Genomic DNA, 20,011 nt, shown 5'->3' with positions numbered 1-20,011 from the left:
GGCTACCGGGCTATTGGCCGGGAAGCGAGGTAGTCCTCCAGCGACACCCGGTCGGGCGGCGGCGTCCAGGGCGTGGGGGTGAGGCCCGCGAAGGGGGTTGCCTCGTCGAACCAGCAGCGCGGCGCCGGGTAGCCCCAATCCATGGTGTTGGCGCGGCGCGCCGCATCCCAGCGCACGGGTTCCTGTTCCAGGTCCGTCATGTGGTGCGGCGCTTCCAGCACCAACTCCACCCGGTGGCCGTCCGGGTCCCGGAAATAGACGTATTGCACATGGCCGAGCCCGTGCCGCCCCGGCCCGCGTTCGACCGAGGGACCATATTTGTGCAGCCCCGCGGCATCGCAGGCGCGGAACATGTCGATCATGCTGGGCGTGACATAGGCGAAGTGGTGCAGGCGCGGGCCGGGCCCGGCCAGGAACACCAGATCCCACGGGATGTCCTTGCGGTGCATGAAGGCACCCATCAGCGCATCCTGCGGCCCCACCACGATGTAGTCGGAGGTCCGGAAGCCGAGCCGGGTGTAGAAGGCTGCCGCGGCGGCGACATCCGCCATGTGGATCTGCTTGTGGTCGAAGCGCAGCGCGGCGCCGCCGGGGTGGTGGTCCGTCTGCAGCAGGCGGCGGTCCACCGCCTGCATCCGCGCGCAGAATTCGAGCGGCGTGCCCATGGGGTCCGCCACCTGCATCGTGCGGCCCTGGAAGGGCACGTCGACGAAGCGGGGCGGCAGGCCGATGCCGTCGAAGAAGGCGGCGGCCTTGTCCAGCTCCTCCTCCGTCTGCACGCGCAGGCCGACGCGTTCGCAGACCGGCGGCGCATCGGATTGGCGGAGGACGAGGCTGTGATGGGCGATCTCCTCTATCCCGCGCAGCCAGGCCAGCGCGCCGTCGCGCCTGGTCACGACCAGGCCGATGACGCGGGTGTAGAAGGCGATGGCGGCGTCGAGGTCCCGTACCGTCAGCACCACATGGCTGGCGCGGGTGGTGTTGAAGGGGGGGTAGTGGACGGGCGGCGGGATCGACATGGGCTGGACTCCGGCAGGCTACGGGTCGGGACGTTTCAGATCTTGCGGAACCAGTCCTCGTTCTCGACCTTCAGCGGGCCGTTGATGCGCGCCACGGCATTGTACCAGGCGACCGCCATGACGAGGTCCATCGCCTCCCGCAGCGGGAAAGCGGCGATGAGGGCGGACCAGGTGGCGTCGGAGACCTCGATGTGCCGCGTCGCTTCCACCGCATAGGCGCAGACCGCGCGTTCGCGGTCGCTGAACAGCGGCGATGTCGCGTATTCGTCGAGGGTGAGGAGCTGGTCGCGCGTGACGCCGGCGCGGATGGCGTGGTTCCAGTGGTGGTCGAATTCATAGGCCGAATTGGCGGCGCGCGCCGTCATCATGATGCCGAGCTCCCGGTGGTGCTGGTCCATGACGGAGCCGTGCCGCATCTCCCTCGTGAAGCTCAGCAGCGATTCCATCAGGTTCGGCATGTTGGCCAGCGCCAGGAAGACATGCGGAGTCGGGTTGCCGCGTTCCCGCTGCATGCGGTCATAGGTGGCGCGGTGTTCCTCGGGGAACTCCTCGCGCGTCGGCAGGGGAACGCGGGCCATGCGGGCGGACCTTCGTGTCAGGCGCGGCGGAAGATGGAATGGCTGCGGCGCGCGGCGATGCGCCACCCCGCGGCGGTGCGCACGAAATCATCATGGTATTCGACGATCGATTCAGGCCCGGTGAGCGGTGCCTCCCCGCCCGCATGGCCGTCATGCCGATAGACGGTGGCGTAGGAGAGGCCGCGCGCCGCATCGGGCCCCGTCACGGTCACCACGGCGTTGGTGGCGATGTGGCGAGACAGCACGTCCCGCGGCCGCTTCGCCATGAAGTCCCGCAGCGCGGCGTGGCCCTTCAGGCTGGCCTTGGGGCGGATCCACTCGCCGTCTTCCGTGAAGATGCCGACGAAGGCCTCGGCATCATGGTGGTCGGCCGCCATGGCATAAATGGCGATCAGCTTCAGGCAATCCTGTTCGATCGCGCGGCGTTCGTCCTCGGTCATCGCGCGGTCACGTGCTGAGGATGTTGCGGTCGCGGATCACGCGGCCCCATTCCTCCCATTCCCGTTCCACCTTGGCGCGGAGCGCGGGCAGGGGCAGCGGGTCGGTCAGCATGGAGACCTCCGCCGCGCGGGCCCGGCCTTCCGCGCCCATCGTGATGGCGTTGATCTCGTTGTGCAGGCGCTCCACGATCTCGATCGGCGTGCCGGCGGGGGCCAGCAGGCCGAGCCAGAAATCCATGGCGAGGCCGGGGGCCACGGTTTCCGACACCAGCGGCGCATCGGGGAAGATGGGCGACCGCCTTTCGCCGACGGTGGCGAGCACGCGGCCGCGGCCGGAGGCGATCAGCGGCCTGGCGGTCAGCACGTCCAGAAGTGCGACATGGACGTCGCCCGACAGGAAGGCCGCGCCGAGCGGGCCGCCACCATTATAGGGCAGGTGCACCATTTCAGTGCGCGTCTGCGCCATGAACATCTCCATGGCCACGTGGCTGAAGGCGCCGACGCCATGGCTGCCGAGGTTGTACTTGCCCGGATTGGCGCGCAGCTCCGTGACGAAGTCGCCGATGGTGGTGGCGGCGACGTTCTGGTTGACGACGATGACGGAAGGGCCGCTCAGCGTGATCGCGATCGGCATCAGGTCCCGCGGCGTGTTGTAGGGCGGGGGCCGGCGCAGGTGGGGGGAGATGAGGAACCCGCTGTTGGAGGCGTAGAGAATGGTGTGGCCGTCGGGGGCCGCGCGCACCGTCGCCAGCGTGCCGACGATGCCGCCCGCGCCGGGCCTGTTCTCCACCACCACGGGCCTGCCGAGGCGCTGGGCGAGGGGGGCGGCGAGGGTGCGGGAGAAGATGTCGGTCTGGCTGCCCGGCGCGGCAGGGGAGACCAGGCTGACGGCGCGGGTGGGGTAGGCTGGTTGGGCCCAGGCCGGCACCAGGGCTGGCGCGATGGCGGCCGTGCTGCCTGCCGCGCCCAGCAGGAAGCGGCGCGTGATGCCTCGCATGGGACTTCCTCCGCATTGGTCTTCTTGTGGCGGAGACGCTTTCACGCGTGGCAGGGAGCGTCAAGCGAAAATCGATATTTCGCCGGTGGTGCTGCTAGGCGCCCTGGCCCCAGCGGCTGAGCGGGGCGATGGCGTCGCCGAGCCCCTGGTTGCGGGCGGCGGCCTCGATATCCTCCGCCGTGCGGCGCAGATGGGCGGCGAGGAGCGCGACGGCATCCTCCACCAGGCCATCCTGCACGGCCTTCACGATCTGCCCGTGTTCGGCCTGCACGTCGCGCGACAGGCCGCGCACCAGGCGCGACATGCGGCGGTAGCGCTCGCTCTGCTCATAGAGCGTGGTGCGGAAGCGCATCAGCCAGTCGAGCCCACAGGCACCGACGAGGGCGGCGTGGAAGCGGGCATGCAGGGCGGACCAGGAATCATGGGCCTCCGCGCCGTCCGCGGGCAGGGGGTGGCGGCTGGTGCGGAGCGCGGTCCAGGAAGCCTGCAGTTCATCGCGCCACGCCGCGTCGCCGCGGGCCATGGAGCGGCGGAGTGCCAGGCATTCGATCTCGGCCCGCGTCTCCGCCAGGTCGCGCAGATCGGGCAGGGTGAGCGGGCTGGCGCGGAAGCCGCGCTGGTCCTCCGCCACCACCAACCCGTCGGCGAGGAGGCGGGAGAGGGCTTCGCGGATGATGGCGGCGCTGACCTTGAAGCGCTGGGCCAGCAGGCCGATCAGCAACTTCTCCCCGGGCCTGATGCGGCAGGCGATGAGGTCGTCGCGCAGCCGGCCATGCACCGCCGTGGTCAGGGTCCGGGCTTCCTCCACGCCCGGCAGGGCGATGGCGACCGGGGTGGTGCGAGGGGGGCTCATGGCCATGCCGGAGGATTGGCGAAACCCGCTTCCCCGGTCAAACGAAAAACGATATTTGACGGGCATCGGCGTCCCCGACGCCCAAGCCGGCAGCGCCGGCGGCTAGACACGCCGTCGGCAGCGCCGGCGGCCAGACACGCCGTCGGCAGTGCCGGCGGCCAGACACGCTGCCGGCAGCGGTGCCGGCGACCAGTGAGGATCAAGGCATGAGCCAGACGCTGCTGCCCACCACCGTCGTCGGCAGCTACCCGCAGCCGGCCTGGCTCGTGGACCATGAGAGGCTGCGCAGCCGCCTGGTGCCGCGCATCCGTACCCCCGATATCTGGCGGATCGAGGAGCCGCGCCTGGAACAGGCGCAGGATGACGCGACCGTGATCGCCATGCGCGACATGGAACGCGCGGGCATCGACATCATCACCGATGGCGAGATCCGGCGGGAAAGCTATTCCAACCACTTCTCCTGCGCGCTGGAGGGGATCGAGCATGTGGTGCCGGGCGAGATCATCGGCCGTACCGGCAAGCCGACGCTGGTCCCGCGCATCGTCGGCCGCATCCGCCGCATCCGCGCGGTGGAGGTGCGCGACGTCGCCTTCGCGCGGGCGAACACGGACCGCCAGGTGAAGATCACGCTGCCCGGCCCCTTCACCATGACCGCGCAGTGCAAGAACGAGTTCTATGGCGACGAGGCCGAGGTGGCGATGGATTTCGCCGCCGCGCTGAACGAGGAGATCCGGGAGCTGAAGGCCGCCGGCGCCGATGTGATCCAGCTGGATGAGCCCTGGATGCAAGCCTTCCCGGACCGCGCGCGCCGCTTCGCCATCGCCGCCATCAACCGGGCGCTGGAAGGGATCGAGGGCACGACCGCGATCCATCTGTGCTTCGGCTACGCCGCGATGGTGAGCAGCAAGCCCACCGGCTATTCCTTCCTGCCCGAATTGTCCGCGGCGAATGCGCAGCAGATCTCGATCGAGGCGGCGCAGCCGAAGCTCGACCTCGGCATCCTGCGCGATCTGCCGGGCAAGACGGTGATGGTCGGCGTCATCGACCTCGGCACGACGGAGGTCGAGACGGCGGAGGTGGTGGCAGGCCGTATCCGTGAGGCGATGAAGGTGCTGCCGCCGGAGCGGATCGTGCCGGCGCCGGATTGCGGCATGAAGTACCTGTCGCGGGAGACCGCCTTCGCCAAGCTCAAGGCGCTGGCCGATGGCGCGGCGATCGTGCGGCGCGAGATCGCGTGAAGGTTCTGGTGTTCGGCGAGGGGGTGGACCTCTCGCTCGACGCCCTCTCGGCCGCGGCGCCGGGGTATGACTACGTCCTCGCCGATGGCGGGGAGGGGATGATGCGGGCGGCGGCGGAGGTGGAGGTCATCATCGGCCTCGCCCACGCCATCCCGGGCCGGGTGCTGGCGGCCGCACCCCGGCTGCGCTGGATCCAGGCGCTGACGGCGGGGACTGACCATCTGGAGGCGCTGCCCGAATTGCGGCCGGATGTGCTGGTCACGGCCATGCGCGGCATCCAGGGGCCGCAGATGGCGGAACTCGCCTTCCTCATGATGCTGTCGCTGCTGCGCGACATGCGCGGCGTGCTGGAACGCCAGGCGGCGCGGGTGTGGGACCGCAGGCCGCAGCGGCTGCTGCAGGGGCGCACCACCGTGATCCTCGGCGTCGGCGCCATCGCGGAGCATCTGGCGGAACGCTGCCGGCTATTCGGCATGACCGTCATCGGCGTCTCCAACGGCCGGGACAGCGTGCCGCATTTCGACGCGATCCTGCCGCGCGACCGCCTGGCGGAAGCGGCCTCCCGCGCCGATTTCCTGGTGGTGCTGGTGCCCTATGCGGCGGAGACGCGCCACATCGTGGATGCCACCGTGCTGGCGGCGATGCGGCCCGACGCCTTCCTCATCAACATCGCCCGCGGCGCGGTGGTGGATGAGGCCGCGCTGGCCTCCTGCCTGGCCGAGGGGCGGATCGCCGGCGCCGGGCTCGATGTCTTCGCGACCGAGCCCCTGCCGACGGAAAGCCCGCTCTGGGCGCTGCCGAACGTCATCGTCACGCCGCATGTCGGCGGCGTGAGCGACATCTACATGCAGCAGGCGCTGCCGGCGGTGGCGGAGAACCTGATCGCGTGGCGGGAGAAGGGGCCGTCCGGACTGCGCAACCTCGTGCAGCGGCGGGGCGCGGCGTAGTCCCTCAGCCGGCCTCGTCCAGCATCTCCCGCACCGACCGGATCGCGGTGGCGTAGCCGCGCGCGCCGAGGCCCGCGATCACGGCCGTGGCCACGGTGGAGACCAGCGAATGCTGGTGCAGCGCGTCGCGGCGATGGATGTTGGAGATGTGCAACTCCACGATCGGGCGCGGGAACATCCGCAGCGCATCGACCAGCGGGATGGAGCGGAAGCTGAGCCCGGCGGGGTTGATCACCAGGCCGGCGGCGTCGCTGTCGATGGCGTCGTGGATCCACTCGACCAGCTGGCCCTCGTAGTTGGTCTGGCGGAACACCAGCGCATCGCTGCCGGCCGCATCGCGGCACAGCGCCTCGATCTCCGCGAGCGTGGTGCGACCGTAGATCTCGGGTTCGCGCTTGCCCAGGCGGTCGAGGTTGGGACCGTTCAGCACATGCAGGGTGCGGGTCATCGCGTTCAGCCTTGGTAGCCGAGCTGCCGCGGCAGCCAGAGCACGAGTTCGGGGACATAGGTGATGAGGGCGAGCGCCGCGACCATGGCCATCAGGAAGGGCAGCGTGTCCCGCACCACGGCCATCAGCGGCTGGTTCGACAGCTTGGCGACGATGAACAGCAGCAGCCCGTAGGGCGGCGTCACCAGGCCGATCATGATGTTCACGACGACCATGACGCCGAAATGCACCATGTCCACGCCCAGCGCCTGGGCGGCGGGAACCAGCACGGGCACCACGATCAGCAGGATGGTGCTGCCTTCCATCAGGCAGCCCAGCACCAGCAGGATGACGTTCACCAGCAGCAGGAACTGCCACTGGGACAATTCCCATCCCGCCAGGATGCCGCGCACGGTGTTGGGCACGTTCTCGCTGGTGATGACGTAGTTCAGCGCGAGCGCGCCGGCGATCAGCATGCCGATGGCGGCGGTGGACCGCGCGCTGTCCACCACGGCGGACCAGGTCTGGCGCAGGGTCAGGCTGCGGTAGAACAGGGCGGCGATCATCCAGGTATAGGCGGCGGCGACGGCCGCGGCCTCTGTCGGCGTCATCACGCCGCCATAGATGCCGCCCAGCAGGATGACCGGCATCATCAGCGCCGGCAGCGCCTCCATCGTCAGGCGCGGCACTTCGCGCATCGGCACGGCGGCCGATGTCGGGAAGCCGTGGCGATGCGCCATCCAGCTGTTGATGCCCATCTGCGACAGGGCCATCAGCAGCCCCGGGATGATGCCGCCCAGGAACAGGTAGCCGATGGAGGCATCGGCGACGAGCGCGTAGAGCACCATCGGGATGGAAGGCGGGATGATCGGGCCGATCACGGCGGTGACGGCGGTCAGCGCGGCGGCGTAGCTCGGCGTGTAGACGCCGCCCTTCGTCATCATGTCGATCTGCACCTTGCCGCTGCCGGCGGCATCGGCGACGGCGGAACCCGACATGCCCGCGAAGATCACGCTCTGCACGATGTTGACGTGGCCGAGCCCGCCGCGGAAGCGGCCCACGAGCAGGTCGCAGAAGCGCAGCAGCCGGTCCGTCAGGCTGCCCGCATTCATCATGCCGGCGGAGAAGATGAAGAGCGGCACGGCCAGCAGCACGTAGCTGCCGTTCAGCCCGTTCAGCACCTGTTCGGCCGCGATCGACATGTCCTGGCCCGAGGCGCCGAGATAGACGATGGAGGCGCAGATCATGGCGATGCCGATCGGCAGGCCGAGGCAGGAGAGGCCGAGCAGGGTGATGAGGGTGAGCGCGAAGGGGGAGAGCATGGTCAGGCCGCCCGCGCCAGGCCGTGCCCGGTGACGGACCGCCAGACGATCATCGCATGGCGCACGATCTGCGCGACGGCAAAGATGACATAGACGGAGAAGACGAGGTCGAAGCGCAGCCCGAGATAGGCGGTCTTCTCCACCTTCATGAAGGTGACGTAGTCCACCACCGCGGGCAGCGACCAGGTGAAGATCGCGACCACGGCGGTGCCGGTGACGGCATCCGCCACGCGCTTCACCGCGGGCTTCATGGCGCCATAGATGACGTCGAAGCGGATCTCCTCCTCATCCCGCAGCACCAGGCCGGCGCCCCAGAGGATGCCCCAGACCCAGCACAGCGTCGAAAGCTCGGCCGTCCAGCTCAGCGGTGCGTTCAGCACGTAGCGCGTGACGATCTGCAGCAGGAAGGCGATGAACATCGCCACCAGCAGGGCGGAGAGAACATCCTCCGCCCGGCGGCCGAGCCAGTTGACCATGGGGCGCGATCAGCGGATCGCGTTGATGCGGTCGAGGATCCCCGCCGGCCAGCCCTGCGACTGGGTGGAGGCGAGGTAGCGGCGCTGCGCTTCCGCCCGGAAGGCATCGACGTTGGGCGCATAGACCTCCAGCCCCTGGGCGCGGAAGAAGTCCAGCATCTCCTGCTCCTGCGCCACGTGGCGGCGGCTGCTCTCCGCGATGGCCTTGTCGGCGGCGGCCTGCATCGCGGTGCGCTGCGCGGGCGTCAGCGCGTCCCACACCCGGGTGGAGACGGAGAGCAGGTCATAGGCGACCAGGTGGCTGGTCAGCACGAACTGCGTCGTCACCTCATGGAACCGCATGGTCCGGCTGGTCGGCAGCGGGTTGTCCTGGCCATCCACCGTGCCGGATTGCAGCGCGGTATAGAGCTCCGCGAAGGCGACCGGCGTGGGGTTGGCGCCCAGCGCCTCGCCCAGGAACTGCCAGGTCTCCCCGGGCGGCATGCGCAGCTTGATGCCGCGCATGTCGGCCGGCGTCGTGATGCGGGTGCGCGGCTTCAGGTTCACATGGCGCGTGCCGAAATAGAGCGGGCCGAGCACATGCACGTTCAGCTGTTCCCGCGCCATGCGCTTGAAGTCGTCGCCGATCGGGCTGGCGAAGACCTTGGTCATGTGGTCGACGTCGCGGAACAGGTAGGCGGACGCCATCACGGACCAGGCGGGGATCTGGCGGGAGAAATCCTGCGGCGCCAGATTCGCCATCTCCACATTGCCGCGCTGGATCGCGACCAGTTCCGTGCCCTGGCGGAACAGCGTGGCGTTCAGGTGAAGCTCGATGTCGAAATCGGCCGCCAGGTCGCGCTGGAAGCCCTTCATCGCATCGGCGCGGATGTCCTGGTCGGAGAAGACGGCGGTGAAGCGGACCCGGCGGCGCTGCTGCGCGCGGGCCGACAGGACCGGCGCGGTGGCCAGCGCGGCGGCGGTGGCCAGCAGCGTCCGGCGCCCGATGATCGATGACATGGCGTTCTTCCTTCCCTCGGTCGTCTTGGCCGCCCAGCGGCATACGGGCGGGAGGCTAGTGGCGGCGAAACGAGCGATCAAGCGTGATTTCCGCCGATATCGGAGATTCTGTCTTTCGTCCGATGTTGCGGCACGCAAACCGGTGGCCAATACTGCGTCGGCCAGGGAGGGACGAGCGCGGTGATCCGCAGCGCCGGCAGCATCGGGGATGGGGAGGCGGGCGGCGATGCCGCCTATCGCCGGCTGCGCGCCGATATCGTGCTGGGCCGGCTGCGGCCGGGGCAGAAGCTCGGCCTCGACCTGTTGCGGCGGGACTACGGCTTCGGCGTCGGCACGCTGAGGGAGGCGCTGAACCGCCTGGCGAGCGAGGATCTGGTGGTGGCGGAAGGCCAGCGCGGCTTCACCGTCGCCCCGGTCTCGGCCGCGGATTTCTGCGAGATCGCGGATCTGCGCCTGCTGCTGGAACGGCACGCCATCGCGCTGTCCTTCGCCGCGGGCGATCTGGACTGGGAAGGGCGGGTGGTGGGGGCGCACCACAAGCTTTCCGTGCTGGAACGCCGCCTGCTGGCCGGGGAGGCCGCGGACACCGCGCTGTGGAAGCGTTGCGACCGCGACTTCCACCAGGCCTTGATCGAGGCCTGTGGCAGCGCCGTGCTGATGGAAAGCCATGCCGCGGCCTATGACCGCTACCTCCGCTACCAGATGGTGGCCGTCGTGTTCCGCGGTGCCGTCGCGGCCGGGCAGCACGCGCAATTGCTGGATTGCGCGCTGCGGCGGGATGCCGAACAGGCCGGCCGCATCCTGGAAGCGCATGTCGCGGGCTGCGTGGACCAGGTGCTGAATGGTGGCGCGCTGGCGCCCTTCGCCGCAACGCCGCGGCGCCGCCAGGCGAAGACGGCATGACGGCGGCGCCGGAAACCGCGGGGGAGCGCGCCTATCGCCTGATCCGCGCCGACATCCTGCGCGGCACGCTGGGACCGGGCCGCAAGCTGAAGCTGGACGCGCTGCGCGATGCCTATGATGCCGGCGTCGGCACGCTGCGGGAGACGCTGTCCCGCCTGGTGGCGGAACGCCTGGTGATCGCCGAAGGCCAGCGTGGCTTCGAGGTGGCCCCCTTCTCGCCCACCGAGTTGCGGGAGCTGGCGAGCCTCCGCCTGCTGCTGGAAGGCCATGCGATGGAACAATCCTTCCGCGCCGGCGATGTGGAGTGGGAGGCGCGGGTGGTTGCCGCGCATCACAAGCTGGCGCTGATGGAGGAACGGCTGCTGGCGGGGGATGGGGCGGCGCTGGATGGCTGGCGCGCCTTCGATGCCCAGTTCCACCAGAGCCTTATCGCCGCCTGCGGATCGCGCACGCTGATGGCGATGCATGGCGCGATGTTCGACCGCTACCAGCGCTACCAGAACCGGGCGCTGGGCTTTCGCGGCGCGATCGCCGCCGGGGAACATGCGGCGCTGCGGGATGCCGCGCTGCGGCGCGATGCGGCGGCCGCGCGGTGCATCCTGGATGCCCATATCCTGGGCGGCGTGAACCACGCTTTGGCCAGCGGGTTCCTGTAGGGGCTGGGCGCCGGCCCTTGGCGGGGCCGCGCATCCGCCGTAATCGCGGCGGCAACCCCCGCCGCGCAGCGGCAGCAACCCCCGCCGCGCAGCGGCAGCAACCTTGCCGCCGGCGGCATCGAAGGAACCACACGCCCATGTCCAGCTCCGAGATCGAGAAGGCGGAGGCGATCGTCGCCGCGGTGACGGCCACGCTGGACCTGGCCCATGGCGCGGATCGGGACGAGGTGCCGGTGAACCTCTATGCCGATGAGGAGGCGTTCCGCCTCGCGCATCCGGTCGCGGCGCGGATCGACAATGGGGATCACGCAAGGATGGCCCGTGCCATCGCGCGGGCCTTGCACCGGCATGGCTTCGATGTCGCGGTGCATGTCCTGCGCGCCGCGCCGATGCGCGCCTGGATGGCGGCGCAGGGGGAAGGCGCGGATTTCGCTGCCTACCCTGGGGAGCCTGCGGATGCGCTGTCCGGCGACGCGGCGCTGCGGGCGCTGGGGCTGCGGGCCGCGGACCTGCGCGAGGCGCCGCGCAAGCCCTCCACCGGCCGGACCCTGGCCGCGCGCATCGCGCGCTGGGCGACCGACCCGGAGGCGGATGAGGACCAGATCGACCTGCTGACGGAGGAACTGCTCTCCCAGCGCCTGGATGGGGCGCTCGGCGTGGTGGAATCGATGCTGGAGCCGCAGGACTACGCCTATGCCCGCCGCGCGATCGAATTTTCGGCGGCGACGCATGTGGTAGGCGAAGCGGGGGAGGAGCGCCTGGCGGCGCTGTTCGTCAGCCCCGTGCTGCGCAGCGGCGACGCGCCGCGCGATCCCGCCATCCCGGCGACGCTGCAGGCGGCGCTGACGGAGGTCGCGATCGACCCCGCCTTCTCGCGGATGATCCTGGCGCCCTTCTGGATCGCGACCTCCGCCATCGCGCGGCTGCGTCCCTCCGATCTGCGGGAGGCCGCTGAGGCGTTGGTCAACGGGCAGGAGCCGCCGATCCCGCCGGCGCCGGCGCAGGAGCGCGATGTCTGCCTGCTGGGCCTGACCGTGCCGGTGGATCCCGAGGGGGAGTGGCCGGATGAGGAGGAGACGGCCGCGCGGCTCGACCGGTGGGAGGCGATCATGGCCGAGGCCGCCGGCGGCGGGCAGGCCTCGGCCCCGCTGCCGCTGGCGCGCGCGCTGGACCTGCTGCGCCGCGCCAGGCTCGCGCTTCCGGATGAGGGGCCGGGCGACGAGGAGGAGGGCGAGGAGGAGCCGGAGGTGAACGAGGTGCTGCTGGCGGCCCTGGCCGCGCACCTGGCCGGCATCGGCACCGGCAGCGCCCTTATCGCGGGGGCGGAGGGTGGCGTCGTGGCCCTGTCCATCGCGGACGGCGCGGTGGACATGGAGTTGGAGGATCTGGTCGGGGTGCTGAATGAAGCCCTGGTCGAGGGCGGAATCCTGTTCGTGGTGCCGGCAACCGGGGCGGCCAGGGGCCACGCCTATGTGCTGGAGCGCGGGGAGGCCGAGGGCGTCTCCGCCGCCGATGCAGCGGCCCTGTTCGCGGAGGAAGCGCCGGCCGATTGGGCCGCCGCCCCCGCGGCGTGGGAGGATGCGCCCCCGCTGGATTACGATCCCGGCGCCTGAGGCGCGCGACAACCCCGGCGCCTGAGGCGCCCCCCGGCTACCCGGCCACGGCCTGCCCGATCTGCGCGGCGGCCGTGGCCAGGGCGGCGCGCATCGCGGCCTCATCCGGCTTGTCCATCAGGCCGAAGCTCATGCTCAGGCCCGCGCGGATGCGCCCGTCCCGCCCCATGATCGGCACGCCGAGGGAACGAAGGCCGAGCCGCAATTCCTGGTCCACCAGGCAGGCGCCGGCCTGCCGCACCGCAGCCAGCCCGTCCAGCAGGTCCGGCACCGCGACGCGGGTGAAGGGCGTGAAGGCATCGAGCGGCCCGGGCCCGAGCAGCGCTGCCACCTGCGCGGGCTCCAGCCCCGCCAGCAGCACGCGCCCGATGGCGGTGGCATGGGCCGGCAGGCGGGTGCCCACGGACCGGTCCAGCCCCGCCACGGGGTTCGGCGCGGCATAGGCCACGTAGACGACCTCCGCCCCATCCAGCACGCCGACCGCGCAGGGATGGCCAAGCCGCGCCGCCAGCGGGCCGATATGGCGCTGTGCCTCCCGCCACCAGGGCTGGGAAGCGAGGTAGGCATAGCCGAGGTCGAGCACCGCGGGGCGCAGCGCGAAATGCTTCCCATCCTCGCTGCCGACATAGCCGAGGGCCTGGAGCGTCAGCAGCAGCCGCCGCGCCGCGGCCCGGCTGATGCCCGCCTGCGCCGCGGCTTCCGACAGCGTCAGCCGCGGCCGGTTCGCCCCGAAGGCGCGGATGACGGCCAGGCCGCGGTCGAGGCTCTGCACATAGTCGCCATCGGCCGGCTGGTCTTGACGCTGCGGCATGGGGATTCCAGTGTTGTGCGCAATACGCCCTTCATGTGCGGTAATCGCACAAATTGGGGGGCTACGCCAGTCCCGGTCGGGGGCGTGCAGGGAGGTGATGGATGTCCGCTCGCGTGCCGCCGCGCTACCACGAGGCCATCGACCTGGACGCGCTGTGCCAGGAATTCCCGCCGGCGCCCGAATTCTTCGACACGGTCTGGACCCTGCCGGAGGAGGCGCTGCGCGCGCGGCGGGAAGCGGCCTTCCTGAAGCAGATGGAACGCGCCTGGCAGGTGCCCTTCTACGGGCGCCGCTGGTCGGCCGTGGGGATGCAGCCCGGCGATATCCGTTCGCTCGACGACCTGAAGCTGATCCCGACCTTCTCGGTCCATGACATGCGGGAAAGCCTGGAGCGCGACCCCTTCTGGCCCGATTATTTCGGCGTGGACCCGGCGACGGATGCGGCACTGCCGCTGGTGTTCCAGACCTCCGGCGGCACCACGGGCCTGCCGCGGCCGATGATGTTCGCGCCGAGGGACCGGGAGGTGATGAATATCGTCACCGGGCGCCGCTTGTTCATGCAGGGGGTGCGTCCCTTCGACCGCCTCCAGGTCACGCTGTCGCTCGGCCTGCCGAATGGCGGGCTGCTGGTGCGGGAGGGGATTCAGAAATACACGGGCGCGGTGCCGATCATGACGGGGTCGGGCGCGCAGACGCCGACGCGCCGGCAGATCGAGCTGATGCGCGCCTGGGGGGTCACGCACCTCATCGGCTTTCCCGCCTATCTCCGCCACATGGCGCTGGTAGCGCGGGACGAGCTCGGCCTCGACCCGCGGGGCTTCGGCATCAAGGGGCTGATCACCCATCTCGGGGTCGAGGATCGCGGCGCGCTGGAGGAGCTGTGGGGCGCCGATGTCTACGACACCTACGGGATGAACGAATTCGGCAGTGTCGCCGTGGACTGCGCCGAGAAGAGCGGCATGCATGTCTTCGAGGATTGCTTCGCGGTCGAGGTGCTGGGCCTGCCCGAGGAGGACGACACGCGCCGCCTGGTGGCGGAAGGCGAGGAGGGCAGCGCCATCGTCACGACCTTCTTCAAGCATGTCGCGCCGATGATCCGCTTCGACACCAACGACATCACCAGCTTCGCGCCGGGCCGCTGCGCCTGCGGCAGCACGCATCGCCGCATCACCGGCATCCGCGGCCGCGCGGATGGGATGGTGAAGCTGCGCGGCGTGAACGTGTTCCCCGAGGCGATCGGTGCGCTCGTCGCGGCCGATCCGCGCGGCAATGGCGAATTCCTCTGCGTGCTGGAGCGCGGGGAACGCATGGTCGTGCGTGTGGAGGCGACGGGCGCTGACGTTGCCGCGGATGCCTTCGCGGCGGACCTCGCGGGCCGCTTCAAGGAAGCCTTGTCCGTGCGGCTTGAGGTGGAGGTGGTGCCGCGCGGCACTCTTGCTCCGCTCACGGGCCTCGATACCACCTCGAAGATTCGCCGGCTGATCGACCGCCGCGCGATGCAGGAAGCCTGACATGCGGATGCTGGACGCCCATTCCCACTGGGGCACGAAGCGCGGCTATTTGTTCCGCACGCCGGAGGCGCTGGCGCGGCAGCAGGCGATCTGGGGCACGGAGGTGGAGTATTTCACCGAGGACGGCATGTGCGACGAATTCGTCCGGCACGAGACGCGCGCGATCCTCGACCTGTCCTATCCGAAGTTCTGGCCGATCGAGGAGATGCGGGCGGAGAACGACTACGCCTTCGACCTTGCGCGCCGCCGCCCCGACGCCATCGCGGGACATTGGCTGCAATTCGATCCGCGCCGTGGCTATGAGAGCATCAAGGAGTTCGAGCGGGCGCTGGGCGCCGGCGCGGGCTTCGTCGGCATCGGCGTGAACGGCCAGGTCACGGGCGTGCCGGCAAGCGATCCGCGCTGGGACGTTTTCTACCAGGCGGCGCAGGCGCATGGCACGCCGGTGATGATCCTGACGGGCCTGACGGGCATCGGCCAGGGCCTGCCGGGCGGCGATGGGATCGAACTCGACCACGGCCATCCCCGGCACATCGACAATGTCGCCTCGCGCTATCCGAAGCTGAAGATCCTGGCCGCGCGCCCCGCCTACCCCTGGCAGGACGAGATGCTGGCGATCCTGCGGCACAAGCCGAATGTCAGCTATGAGCTGCATGGCTGGGGGCCGAAGCGCTATTCGCCCGAACTCCGCAAGGCCATCGCCACCTGGCTTCAGGACCGCGTGATGTTCGGCTGTGATTTCCCGGTGCTGCGCCATGCCAAGCTGAAGGCGGACTGGCTCTCCATGGGCTTCGCCGACGACATCCTGGCGAAGGTCCTGCACCGCAACGCGGAAGCCTATTTCGGCCTGGGGGAAACAACGACATGAACGATGCCATGAAGCGGCGAAGCGTCCTGGCCGCCGCGGCGGGCGTGCTGGGCGCGCCACCCGGCGCGCGGGCGCAGGCGGCCTTTCCGGCCCGCCAGGTGCAGATCGTGGTGCCCTTCCCGCCGGGCGGCGCCACGGACCTGATGGCGCGGCTGCTGGTGGAGCCCATGACCCGCTCCCTCGGCCAGCCCGTGATCGTGGAGAACCGCGCCGGCGCGACCGGGGCGATCGGCGCCCAGGCCGTGGCGCGGGCGCCGGCCGATGGCCACACCATCCTGATGGGCACGGCCAGCGTGAATTCCGTGCTGACCGCCGTCCGGCCCGATGTGGGCTACGACACGCTGCGGGACTTCGCGCCGATCCTGCTGGTGGCGAGCTTCCCCAACATGCTCGTCGTGCATCCCTCCGTCCCCGCGAACAGCATCGCGGAACTCGTGGCCCTGCTGCGCCGGGCGCCGGACAGCCTGACCTTCGCCAGCAGCGGCATCGGATCCTCCGTCCACCTGGCGGGGGAGTTGTTCAAGCTGATGACGGGCACGCAGATGACGCATGTGCCCTATCGCGGCAGCGCCCCGGCGGTGACGGACCTGCTGGCCGGGCGCGTCAGCATGATGTTCGACAACATGACAACCGTCCTGCCCCATGTTCAGCGCGGCCAGCTTCGGGCGCTGGGCGTCACGGGGCGGGAACGGTCGTCGATGGTGCCCGATGTGCCGGCCATCGCGGAAACCCTGCCGGGCTATGACGCGACATCCTGGGTCGGGCTGATGGCACCGGCGCGGACACCCGATGCGGTGGTGCAGCGCCTCGCCACCGATGCCCGCGACGCCCTGGCCCAGCCCATCATCGCCAACCGGATGCGCGAACTCGGCGCCGATATCGGCGGCGGATCGCCGCAGGATTTCACCCGCTTCCTGGAGGAGGATGTGGCGAAGTGGCGGCGGGTGGTGCGGGATGCCGGCGTGAAGCCGGAATAGCGCCGCCCCTGCGGGAGCGCGGATCGCGCCGCAGCGATCCGCCTCAGGCTCGCCATCCCGCGCTGCCGCGCGGGGGGGGTTTAACGAAGGCGCCGCCGATCTGTCACGCGACGGTCGCCCTTGGCCGCTAAGCCGTGCCCGTCAGGGCAGGGCGGATTTTCATGCGGCAGCGGCGCAACGTGCTTCTCATCGTCGTCGACCAGTGGCGCGCGGATTTCGTGCCGCATCTCGGCGCGGATTTTCTGCGGACGCCGAACCTGGACCGGCTGTGCCGCGAAGGCGTGACCTTCCGCAACCATGTCACCACGGCGGTTCCCTGCGGCCCCGCGCGGGCCAGCCTGCTGACCGGCCTCTATCTGATGAACCACCGCGCGGTGCAGAACACCGTGCCGCTGGATGCGCGCCACACCAACCTCGGCAAGCAGCTTCGCCTGATCGGCTACGATCCCGCGCTGATCGGCTACACCACGACCACGCCCGATCCCCGCGAAAGCGGCCCGAAGGACCCGCGCTTCACCACGCTGGGCGACCTGATGGACGGGTTCCGCAGCGTCGGTGCCTTCGAGCCGAACATGGATGGCTATTTCGGCTGGCTGGCCCACCAGGGCTACGAACTTCCCGCGAAGCGCGAGGATATCTGGCTGCCGGAAGGCGAGGACGCCGTGCCCGGCGCCACCAACCGTCCCTGCCGCATCCCCGCCGAATTGTCCGACAGCACCTTCTTCACGGAAAAGGCGCTCACCTACCTCAAGGGCAAGGGCGATAAGCCCTGGTTCCTCCACCTCGGCTACTACCGCCCGCATCCCCCCTTCATCGCGCCCGCGCCCTACAACACGATGTACGACCCGGCCGACATGCCCGCGCCGGTGCGGCGCGACATGTGGGAGGAGGAGGCCGCGCAGCACCCGATGCTGCGCCACTACCTCCGCGGCATCCGCCAGGGCAGCTTCTTCCACGGGGCGGGCGGCGTGGCCACGGGCCTCGACGAATTCGCCATCCGCCAGATGCGCGCGACCTATGCGGGGCTGATGACGGAGATCGATGACTGCCTCGGCCGCGTCTTCTCCTACCTCGAGGAAACCGGGCAGTGGGATGACACCACCATCATCTTCACCTCCGACCACGGGGAGCAGCTCGGTGATCATTGGCTGCTCGGCAAGGTCGGCTATTTCGACGAGAGCTTCCGCATCCCGCTGGTGGTGAAGGGCGCCGGTGGCGCGCATCGCGCCGGGGAGATCGATGCCAGCTTCACGGAAAGCGTCGACGTGATGCCGACCATCCTGGAATGGCTGGGTGGCGAGGCGCCGCGCAGCGTCGATGGCCGGTCGCTGCTGCCCGTGATCGCGGGCGACAAGCCCGCGGATTGGCGCGACGTGTTGCACTACGAATACGATTTCCGCGACGTCCACTACTCGAAGCCCGAGGGCGAGCTCGGCCTGTCGATGGATGAGAGCAGCCTCTGCGTCGTGCAGGATGCGGACTACAAATACGTCCACTTCGCCGCGCTGCCGCCGCTGTTCTTCGACCTGGAACGCGATCCGCACCAGTTCGAGAACCTGGCCGACGATCCCGCCCATGCCGGCCTGGTGCGCGACTACGCGCAGAAGGCGCTGTCGCTGCGCATGCGCCACGCCGAACGCACGCTGACCCACTTCCGCGCGACGCCGCAGGGGCTGGAGGAGCGCAAGCCCACCCCGCCAGCAGCCCCCTTGGCCGCCGCCACGCACGAAGCCGCCGAATAAGGAGCCATGCCGATGATCCCGCGCCGCCTGCTGCTCGCCACGCCCGCGCTCGTCCTGCCGCGCTTCGCCATCGCGCAGGCGGACCAGCGGCAATCCATCACCATCGCGGTCCAGAAGATCAGCAACTCCAACACGCTCGAAGTGCTGCGGGAACAGTCGAATGTCGGGGAGCGGATCTTCTTCTCCTCGATCTGGGAAGGGCTGATCGGGCGCGACTGGCTGGGCGGCCTCGGCCCGGTGCCGGGGCTCGCCACGGAATGGCGCCGCATCTCCGACAGCGTGATCGAACTCAAGCTCCGCCCCGGCGTGCGCTTCCACAATGGCGATGAGATGACGGCCGATGATGTCGTCTTCTCCTTCTCCCGCGAACGCATGTTCGGGGAGACGCTGGCGACCGCGCATGGCCGCACCATCCCGATCGGGGAGGGGATGCCCGCGCCGCGCCCCGGCAAGGAACTGCCCCCGGAAGTGCCCGCCGTGGCACGCCGCGCCTGGCCGGCGCTGGAACGGGTGGAGGCGGTGGACCGCATGACGGTCCGCTTCCACAACGCGACGCCCGACGTGACGCTGGAAGGCCGCCTTTCGCGCTATGGCAGCGAGATCGTCAGCCGCCGCGCCTTCGAAGCCGCTTCCTCCTGGCTCGACTGGGCGCGCAAGCCCGTCACCACCGGCCCCTATCGCGTGCAGGAATTCCAGGCCGACCGGTCGCTGCTGCTGGTGGCGCATGATGATTACTGGGGCGGCCGCCCGCCGCTGCGCCAGATCCGCTTCGTGGAGGTTCCCGAAGTCTCCTCCCGCATCAATGGCCTTCTGGCTGGCGACTACCACTTCGCCTGCGACATCCCGCCGGACCAGATCCCCGGGATCGAGCGCAACCGTGCCTTCGAAGTGCAGGGCGGCACCATCCTCAACCATCGCCTCATCTGCTTCGACAAGAACCACGCCCAGCTGCGCGATGCCCGGGTGCGCCGCGCCATCACCCATTCGATGGACCGCAAGGCGATCGTGGAGAGCCTCTGGGCTGGCCGCACCGAGGTGCCGAAGGGCCTGCAATGGCCCTATTACGACCAGATGTTCCATGCGGATTGGGACGTGCCTGCCTATGACCCCGCGGAAGCGCGGCGCCTGCTGCGGGAGGCAGGCTATCGCGGTGAGCCGATCCCCTATCGCCTGCTGAACAACTACTACACCAAGCAGAACGCGACCGCGCAGGTGATGGTGGAGATGTGGCGCGCCGTCGGCCTCAACATCCAGATCGAGATGAAGGAGAACTGGTCGCAGATCCTGGAACGCACGCCGACGCGCGCGATCCGGGACTGGTCGAACAGCGCCCCCTTCAACGATCCGGTGTCCTCGCTGGTGGCGCAGCACGGCCCGAACGGCCAGCAGCAGCAGGTCGGCGAATACAGCAACGACGAATTGAACCGCCTGTCGGTGGAGCTTGAGACGGGGACGGACCGCGCCCGCCGCCGCGCGGCCTTTCGCCGGATGCTGGAGATCGCGGAGCGCGAGGACCCCGCCTACACCGTCATCCACCAGAACGCGACTTTCACCGCCAAGCGCCGCGATATCCGCTGGAAGGCGAGCCCCGCCTTCGCGATGGATTTCCGTCAGGGCAATTGGGGGGCCTGATC

At 69.9% G+C, this 20,011-nt stretch carries 20 protein-coding genes; 10 read left to right on the top strand and 10 right to left on the bottom strand.

The window, feature by feature from the left end:
• Window positions 1-2: 2 nt before the first annotated feature.
• The 5 genes from ACTIE5_RS11420 to ACTIE5_RS11400 form a co-directional block, all read right to left on the bottom strand.
• Entirely contained in the window at window positions 3-1,019 is a 1,017-nt protein-coding gene (locus ACTIE5_RS11420) for a VOC family protein (RefSeq protein ID WP_439549823.1), read from the bottom strand.
• A gap of 35 nt (window positions 1,020-1,054) precedes the next feature.
• Entirely contained in the window at window positions 1,055-1,597 is a 543-nt protein-coding gene (locus tag ACTIE5_RS11415) for a carboxymuconolactone decarboxylase family protein (protein WP_439549822.1), read from the bottom strand.
• 17 nt (window positions 1,598-1,614) lie between these two features.
• Window positions 1,615-2,037 (bottom strand): nuclear transport factor 2 family protein, encoded by a 423-nt coding sequence (locus ACTIE5_RS11410; RefSeq protein WP_439549821.1) that lies wholly within the window; start codon window positions 2,035-2,037, stop codon window positions 1,615-1,617.
• Between the two features lie 7 nt (window positions 2,038-2,044).
• A complete protein-coding gene (locus ACTIE5_RS11405) occupies window positions 2,045-3,034 on the bottom strand; it encodes a Bug family tripartite tricarboxylate transporter substrate binding protein (protein ID WP_439549820.1) in 990 nt (329 codons plus the stop codon).
• A 94-nt stretch (window positions 3,035-3,128) separates the two neighbouring features.
• The gene (locus ACTIE5_RS11400) at window positions 3,129-3,887 is read right to left on the bottom strand and encodes a GntR family transcriptional regulator (protein ID WP_439549819.1); all 759 of its coding nucleotides are present in this window, start codon (window positions 3,885-3,887) and stop codon (window positions 3,129-3,131) included.
• A gap of 206 nt (window positions 3,888-4,093) precedes the next feature.
• Between ACTIE5_RS11400 and ACTIE5_RS11395 the strand changes: the two genes are divergently transcribed.
• The gene (locus ACTIE5_RS11395) at window positions 4,094-5,125 is read left to right on the top strand and encodes a 5-methyltetrahydropteroyltriglutamate--homocysteine methyltransferase (protein ID WP_439549818.1); all 1,032 of its coding nucleotides are present in this window, start codon (window positions 4,094-4,096) and stop codon (window positions 5,123-5,125) included.
• A complete protein-coding gene (locus ACTIE5_RS11390; protein WP_439549817.1) occupies window positions 5,122-6,072 on the top strand; it encodes a D-2-hydroxyacid dehydrogenase in 951 nt (316 codons plus the stop codon). Before ACTIE5_RS11395 ends, ACTIE5_RS11390 begins: the two co-directional genes overlap by 4 nt.
• Window positions 6,073-6,076: 4 nt before the next feature.
• Here ACTIE5_RS11390 and ACTIE5_RS11385 read toward each other — a convergent pair whose 3' ends face one another.
• From ACTIE5_RS11385 to dctP, 4 genes are read right to left on the bottom strand one after another with little or no spacing between them, the layout of a single operon-like run.
• Window positions 6,077-6,520: a type II 3-dehydroquinate dehydratase gene (locus ACTIE5_RS11385; RefSeq protein WP_439549816.1), complete on the bottom strand. Its 444-nt coding sequence runs from the start codon at window positions 6,518-6,520 to the stop codon at window positions 6,077-6,079.
• Between the two features lie 5 nt (window positions 6,521-6,525).
• Window positions 6,526-7,821 (bottom strand): TRAP transporter large permease, encoded by a 1,296-nt coding sequence (locus ACTIE5_RS11380; RefSeq protein WP_439549815.1) that lies wholly within the window; start codon window positions 7,819-7,821, stop codon window positions 6,526-6,528.
• A gap of 2 nt (window positions 7,822-7,823) precedes the next feature.
• Window positions 7,824-8,297, bottom strand: a complete 474-nt coding sequence (locus tag ACTIE5_RS11375) for a TRAP transporter small permease (protein WP_439549814.1) — start codon at window positions 8,295-8,297, stop codon at window positions 7,824-7,826.
• Window positions 8,298-8,306: 9 nt separating this feature from the next.
• Window positions 8,307-9,296, bottom strand: a complete 990-nt coding sequence (dctP, locus tag ACTIE5_RS11370) for a TRAP transporter substrate-binding protein DctP (RefSeq protein WP_439549813.1) — start codon at window positions 9,294-9,296, stop codon at window positions 8,307-8,309.
• A 180-nt stretch (window positions 9,297-9,476) separates the two neighbouring features.
• Here dctP and ACTIE5_RS11365 point away from each other — a divergent pair, with 180 nt between their 5' ends.
• The 3 genes from ACTIE5_RS11365 to ACTIE5_RS11355 all read left to right on the top strand — a co-directional run bounded on the left by ACTIE5_RS11365 (window position 9,477) and on the right by ACTIE5_RS11355 (window position 12,468).
• Window positions 9,477-10,199 carry a GntR family transcriptional regulator gene (locus ACTIE5_RS11365; RefSeq protein ID WP_439549812.1) on the top strand — a complete coding sequence of 241 codons (723 nt, stop codon included), beginning with the start codon at window positions 9,477-9,479 and terminating at the stop codon, window positions 10,197-10,199.
• Entirely contained in the window at window positions 10,196-10,855 is a 660-nt protein-coding gene (locus tag ACTIE5_RS11360) for an FCD domain-containing protein (RefSeq protein WP_439549811.1), read from the top strand. The genes ACTIE5_RS11365 and ACTIE5_RS11360 overlap by 4 nt, the downstream gene beginning before the upstream one ends.
• 137 nt (window positions 10,856-10,992) lie before the next feature.
• Complete coding sequence (locus ACTIE5_RS11355; protein ID WP_439549810.1) at window positions 10,993-12,468, top strand: hypothetical protein; 1,476 nt, start codon at window positions 10,993-10,995, stop codon at window positions 12,466-12,468.
• 37 nt (window positions 12,469-12,505) lie between these two features.
• Here ACTIE5_RS11355 and ACTIE5_RS11350 read toward each other — a convergent pair whose 3' ends face one another.
• Complete coding sequence (locus tag ACTIE5_RS11350; protein ID WP_439549809.1) at window positions 12,506-13,279, bottom strand: IclR family transcriptional regulator domain-containing protein; 774 nt, start codon at window positions 13,277-13,279, stop codon at window positions 12,506-12,508.
• A 101-nt stretch (window positions 13,280-13,380) separates the two neighbouring features.
• Between ACTIE5_RS11350 and ACTIE5_RS11345 the strand changes: the two genes are divergently transcribed.
• The 5 genes from ACTIE5_RS11345 (at window position 13,381) to ACTIE5_RS11325 (ending at window position 20,009) form a co-directional block, all read left to right on the top strand.
• Window positions 13,381-14,790: a phenylacetate--CoA ligase family protein gene (locus tag ACTIE5_RS11345; protein WP_439549808.1), complete on the top strand. Its 1,410-nt coding sequence runs from the start codon at window positions 13,381-13,383 to the stop codon at window positions 14,788-14,790.
• 1 nt (window position 14,791) lies between these two features.
• Window positions 14,792-15,658 carry an amidohydrolase family protein gene (locus tag ACTIE5_RS11340; RefSeq protein WP_092959641.1) on the top strand — a complete coding sequence of 289 codons (867 nt, stop codon included), beginning with the start codon at window positions 14,792-14,794 and terminating at the stop codon, window positions 15,656-15,658.
• On the top strand, window positions 15,655-16,635 hold the full coding sequence (locus tag ACTIE5_RS11335; protein WP_439549807.1) for a tripartite tricarboxylate transporter substrate binding protein: 981 nt from the start codon (window positions 15,655-15,657) through the stop codon (window positions 16,633-16,635). The genes ACTIE5_RS11340 and ACTIE5_RS11335 overlap by 4 nt, the downstream gene beginning before the upstream one ends.
• Before the next feature lie 179 nt (window positions 16,636-16,814).
• Window positions 16,815-18,377: a phosphoric/sulfuric ester hydrolase PehA gene (gene pehA / locus ACTIE5_RS11330; RefSeq protein ID WP_439549806.1), complete on the top strand. Its 1,563-nt coding sequence runs from the start codon at window positions 16,815-16,817 to the stop codon at window positions 18,375-18,377.
• A gap of 6 nt (window positions 18,378-18,383) precedes the next feature.
• Window positions 18,384-20,009 (top strand): ABC transporter substrate-binding protein, encoded by a 1,626-nt coding sequence (locus ACTIE5_RS11325; RefSeq protein ID WP_439549805.1) that lies wholly within the window; start codon window positions 18,384-18,386, stop codon window positions 20,007-20,009.
• Window positions 20,010-20,011 lie beyond the last annotated feature (2 nt).

Source organism: Falsiroseomonas sp. (genome assembly GCF_051859025.1).
Taxonomy (GTDB): Bacteria; Pseudomonadota; Alphaproteobacteria; order Acetobacterales; family Acetobacteraceae; genus Falsiroseomonas.
The sequence above is the reverse complement of the archived record's forward strand: the minus strand, read 5'-3'. Positions and strand labels throughout refer to the sequence as shown.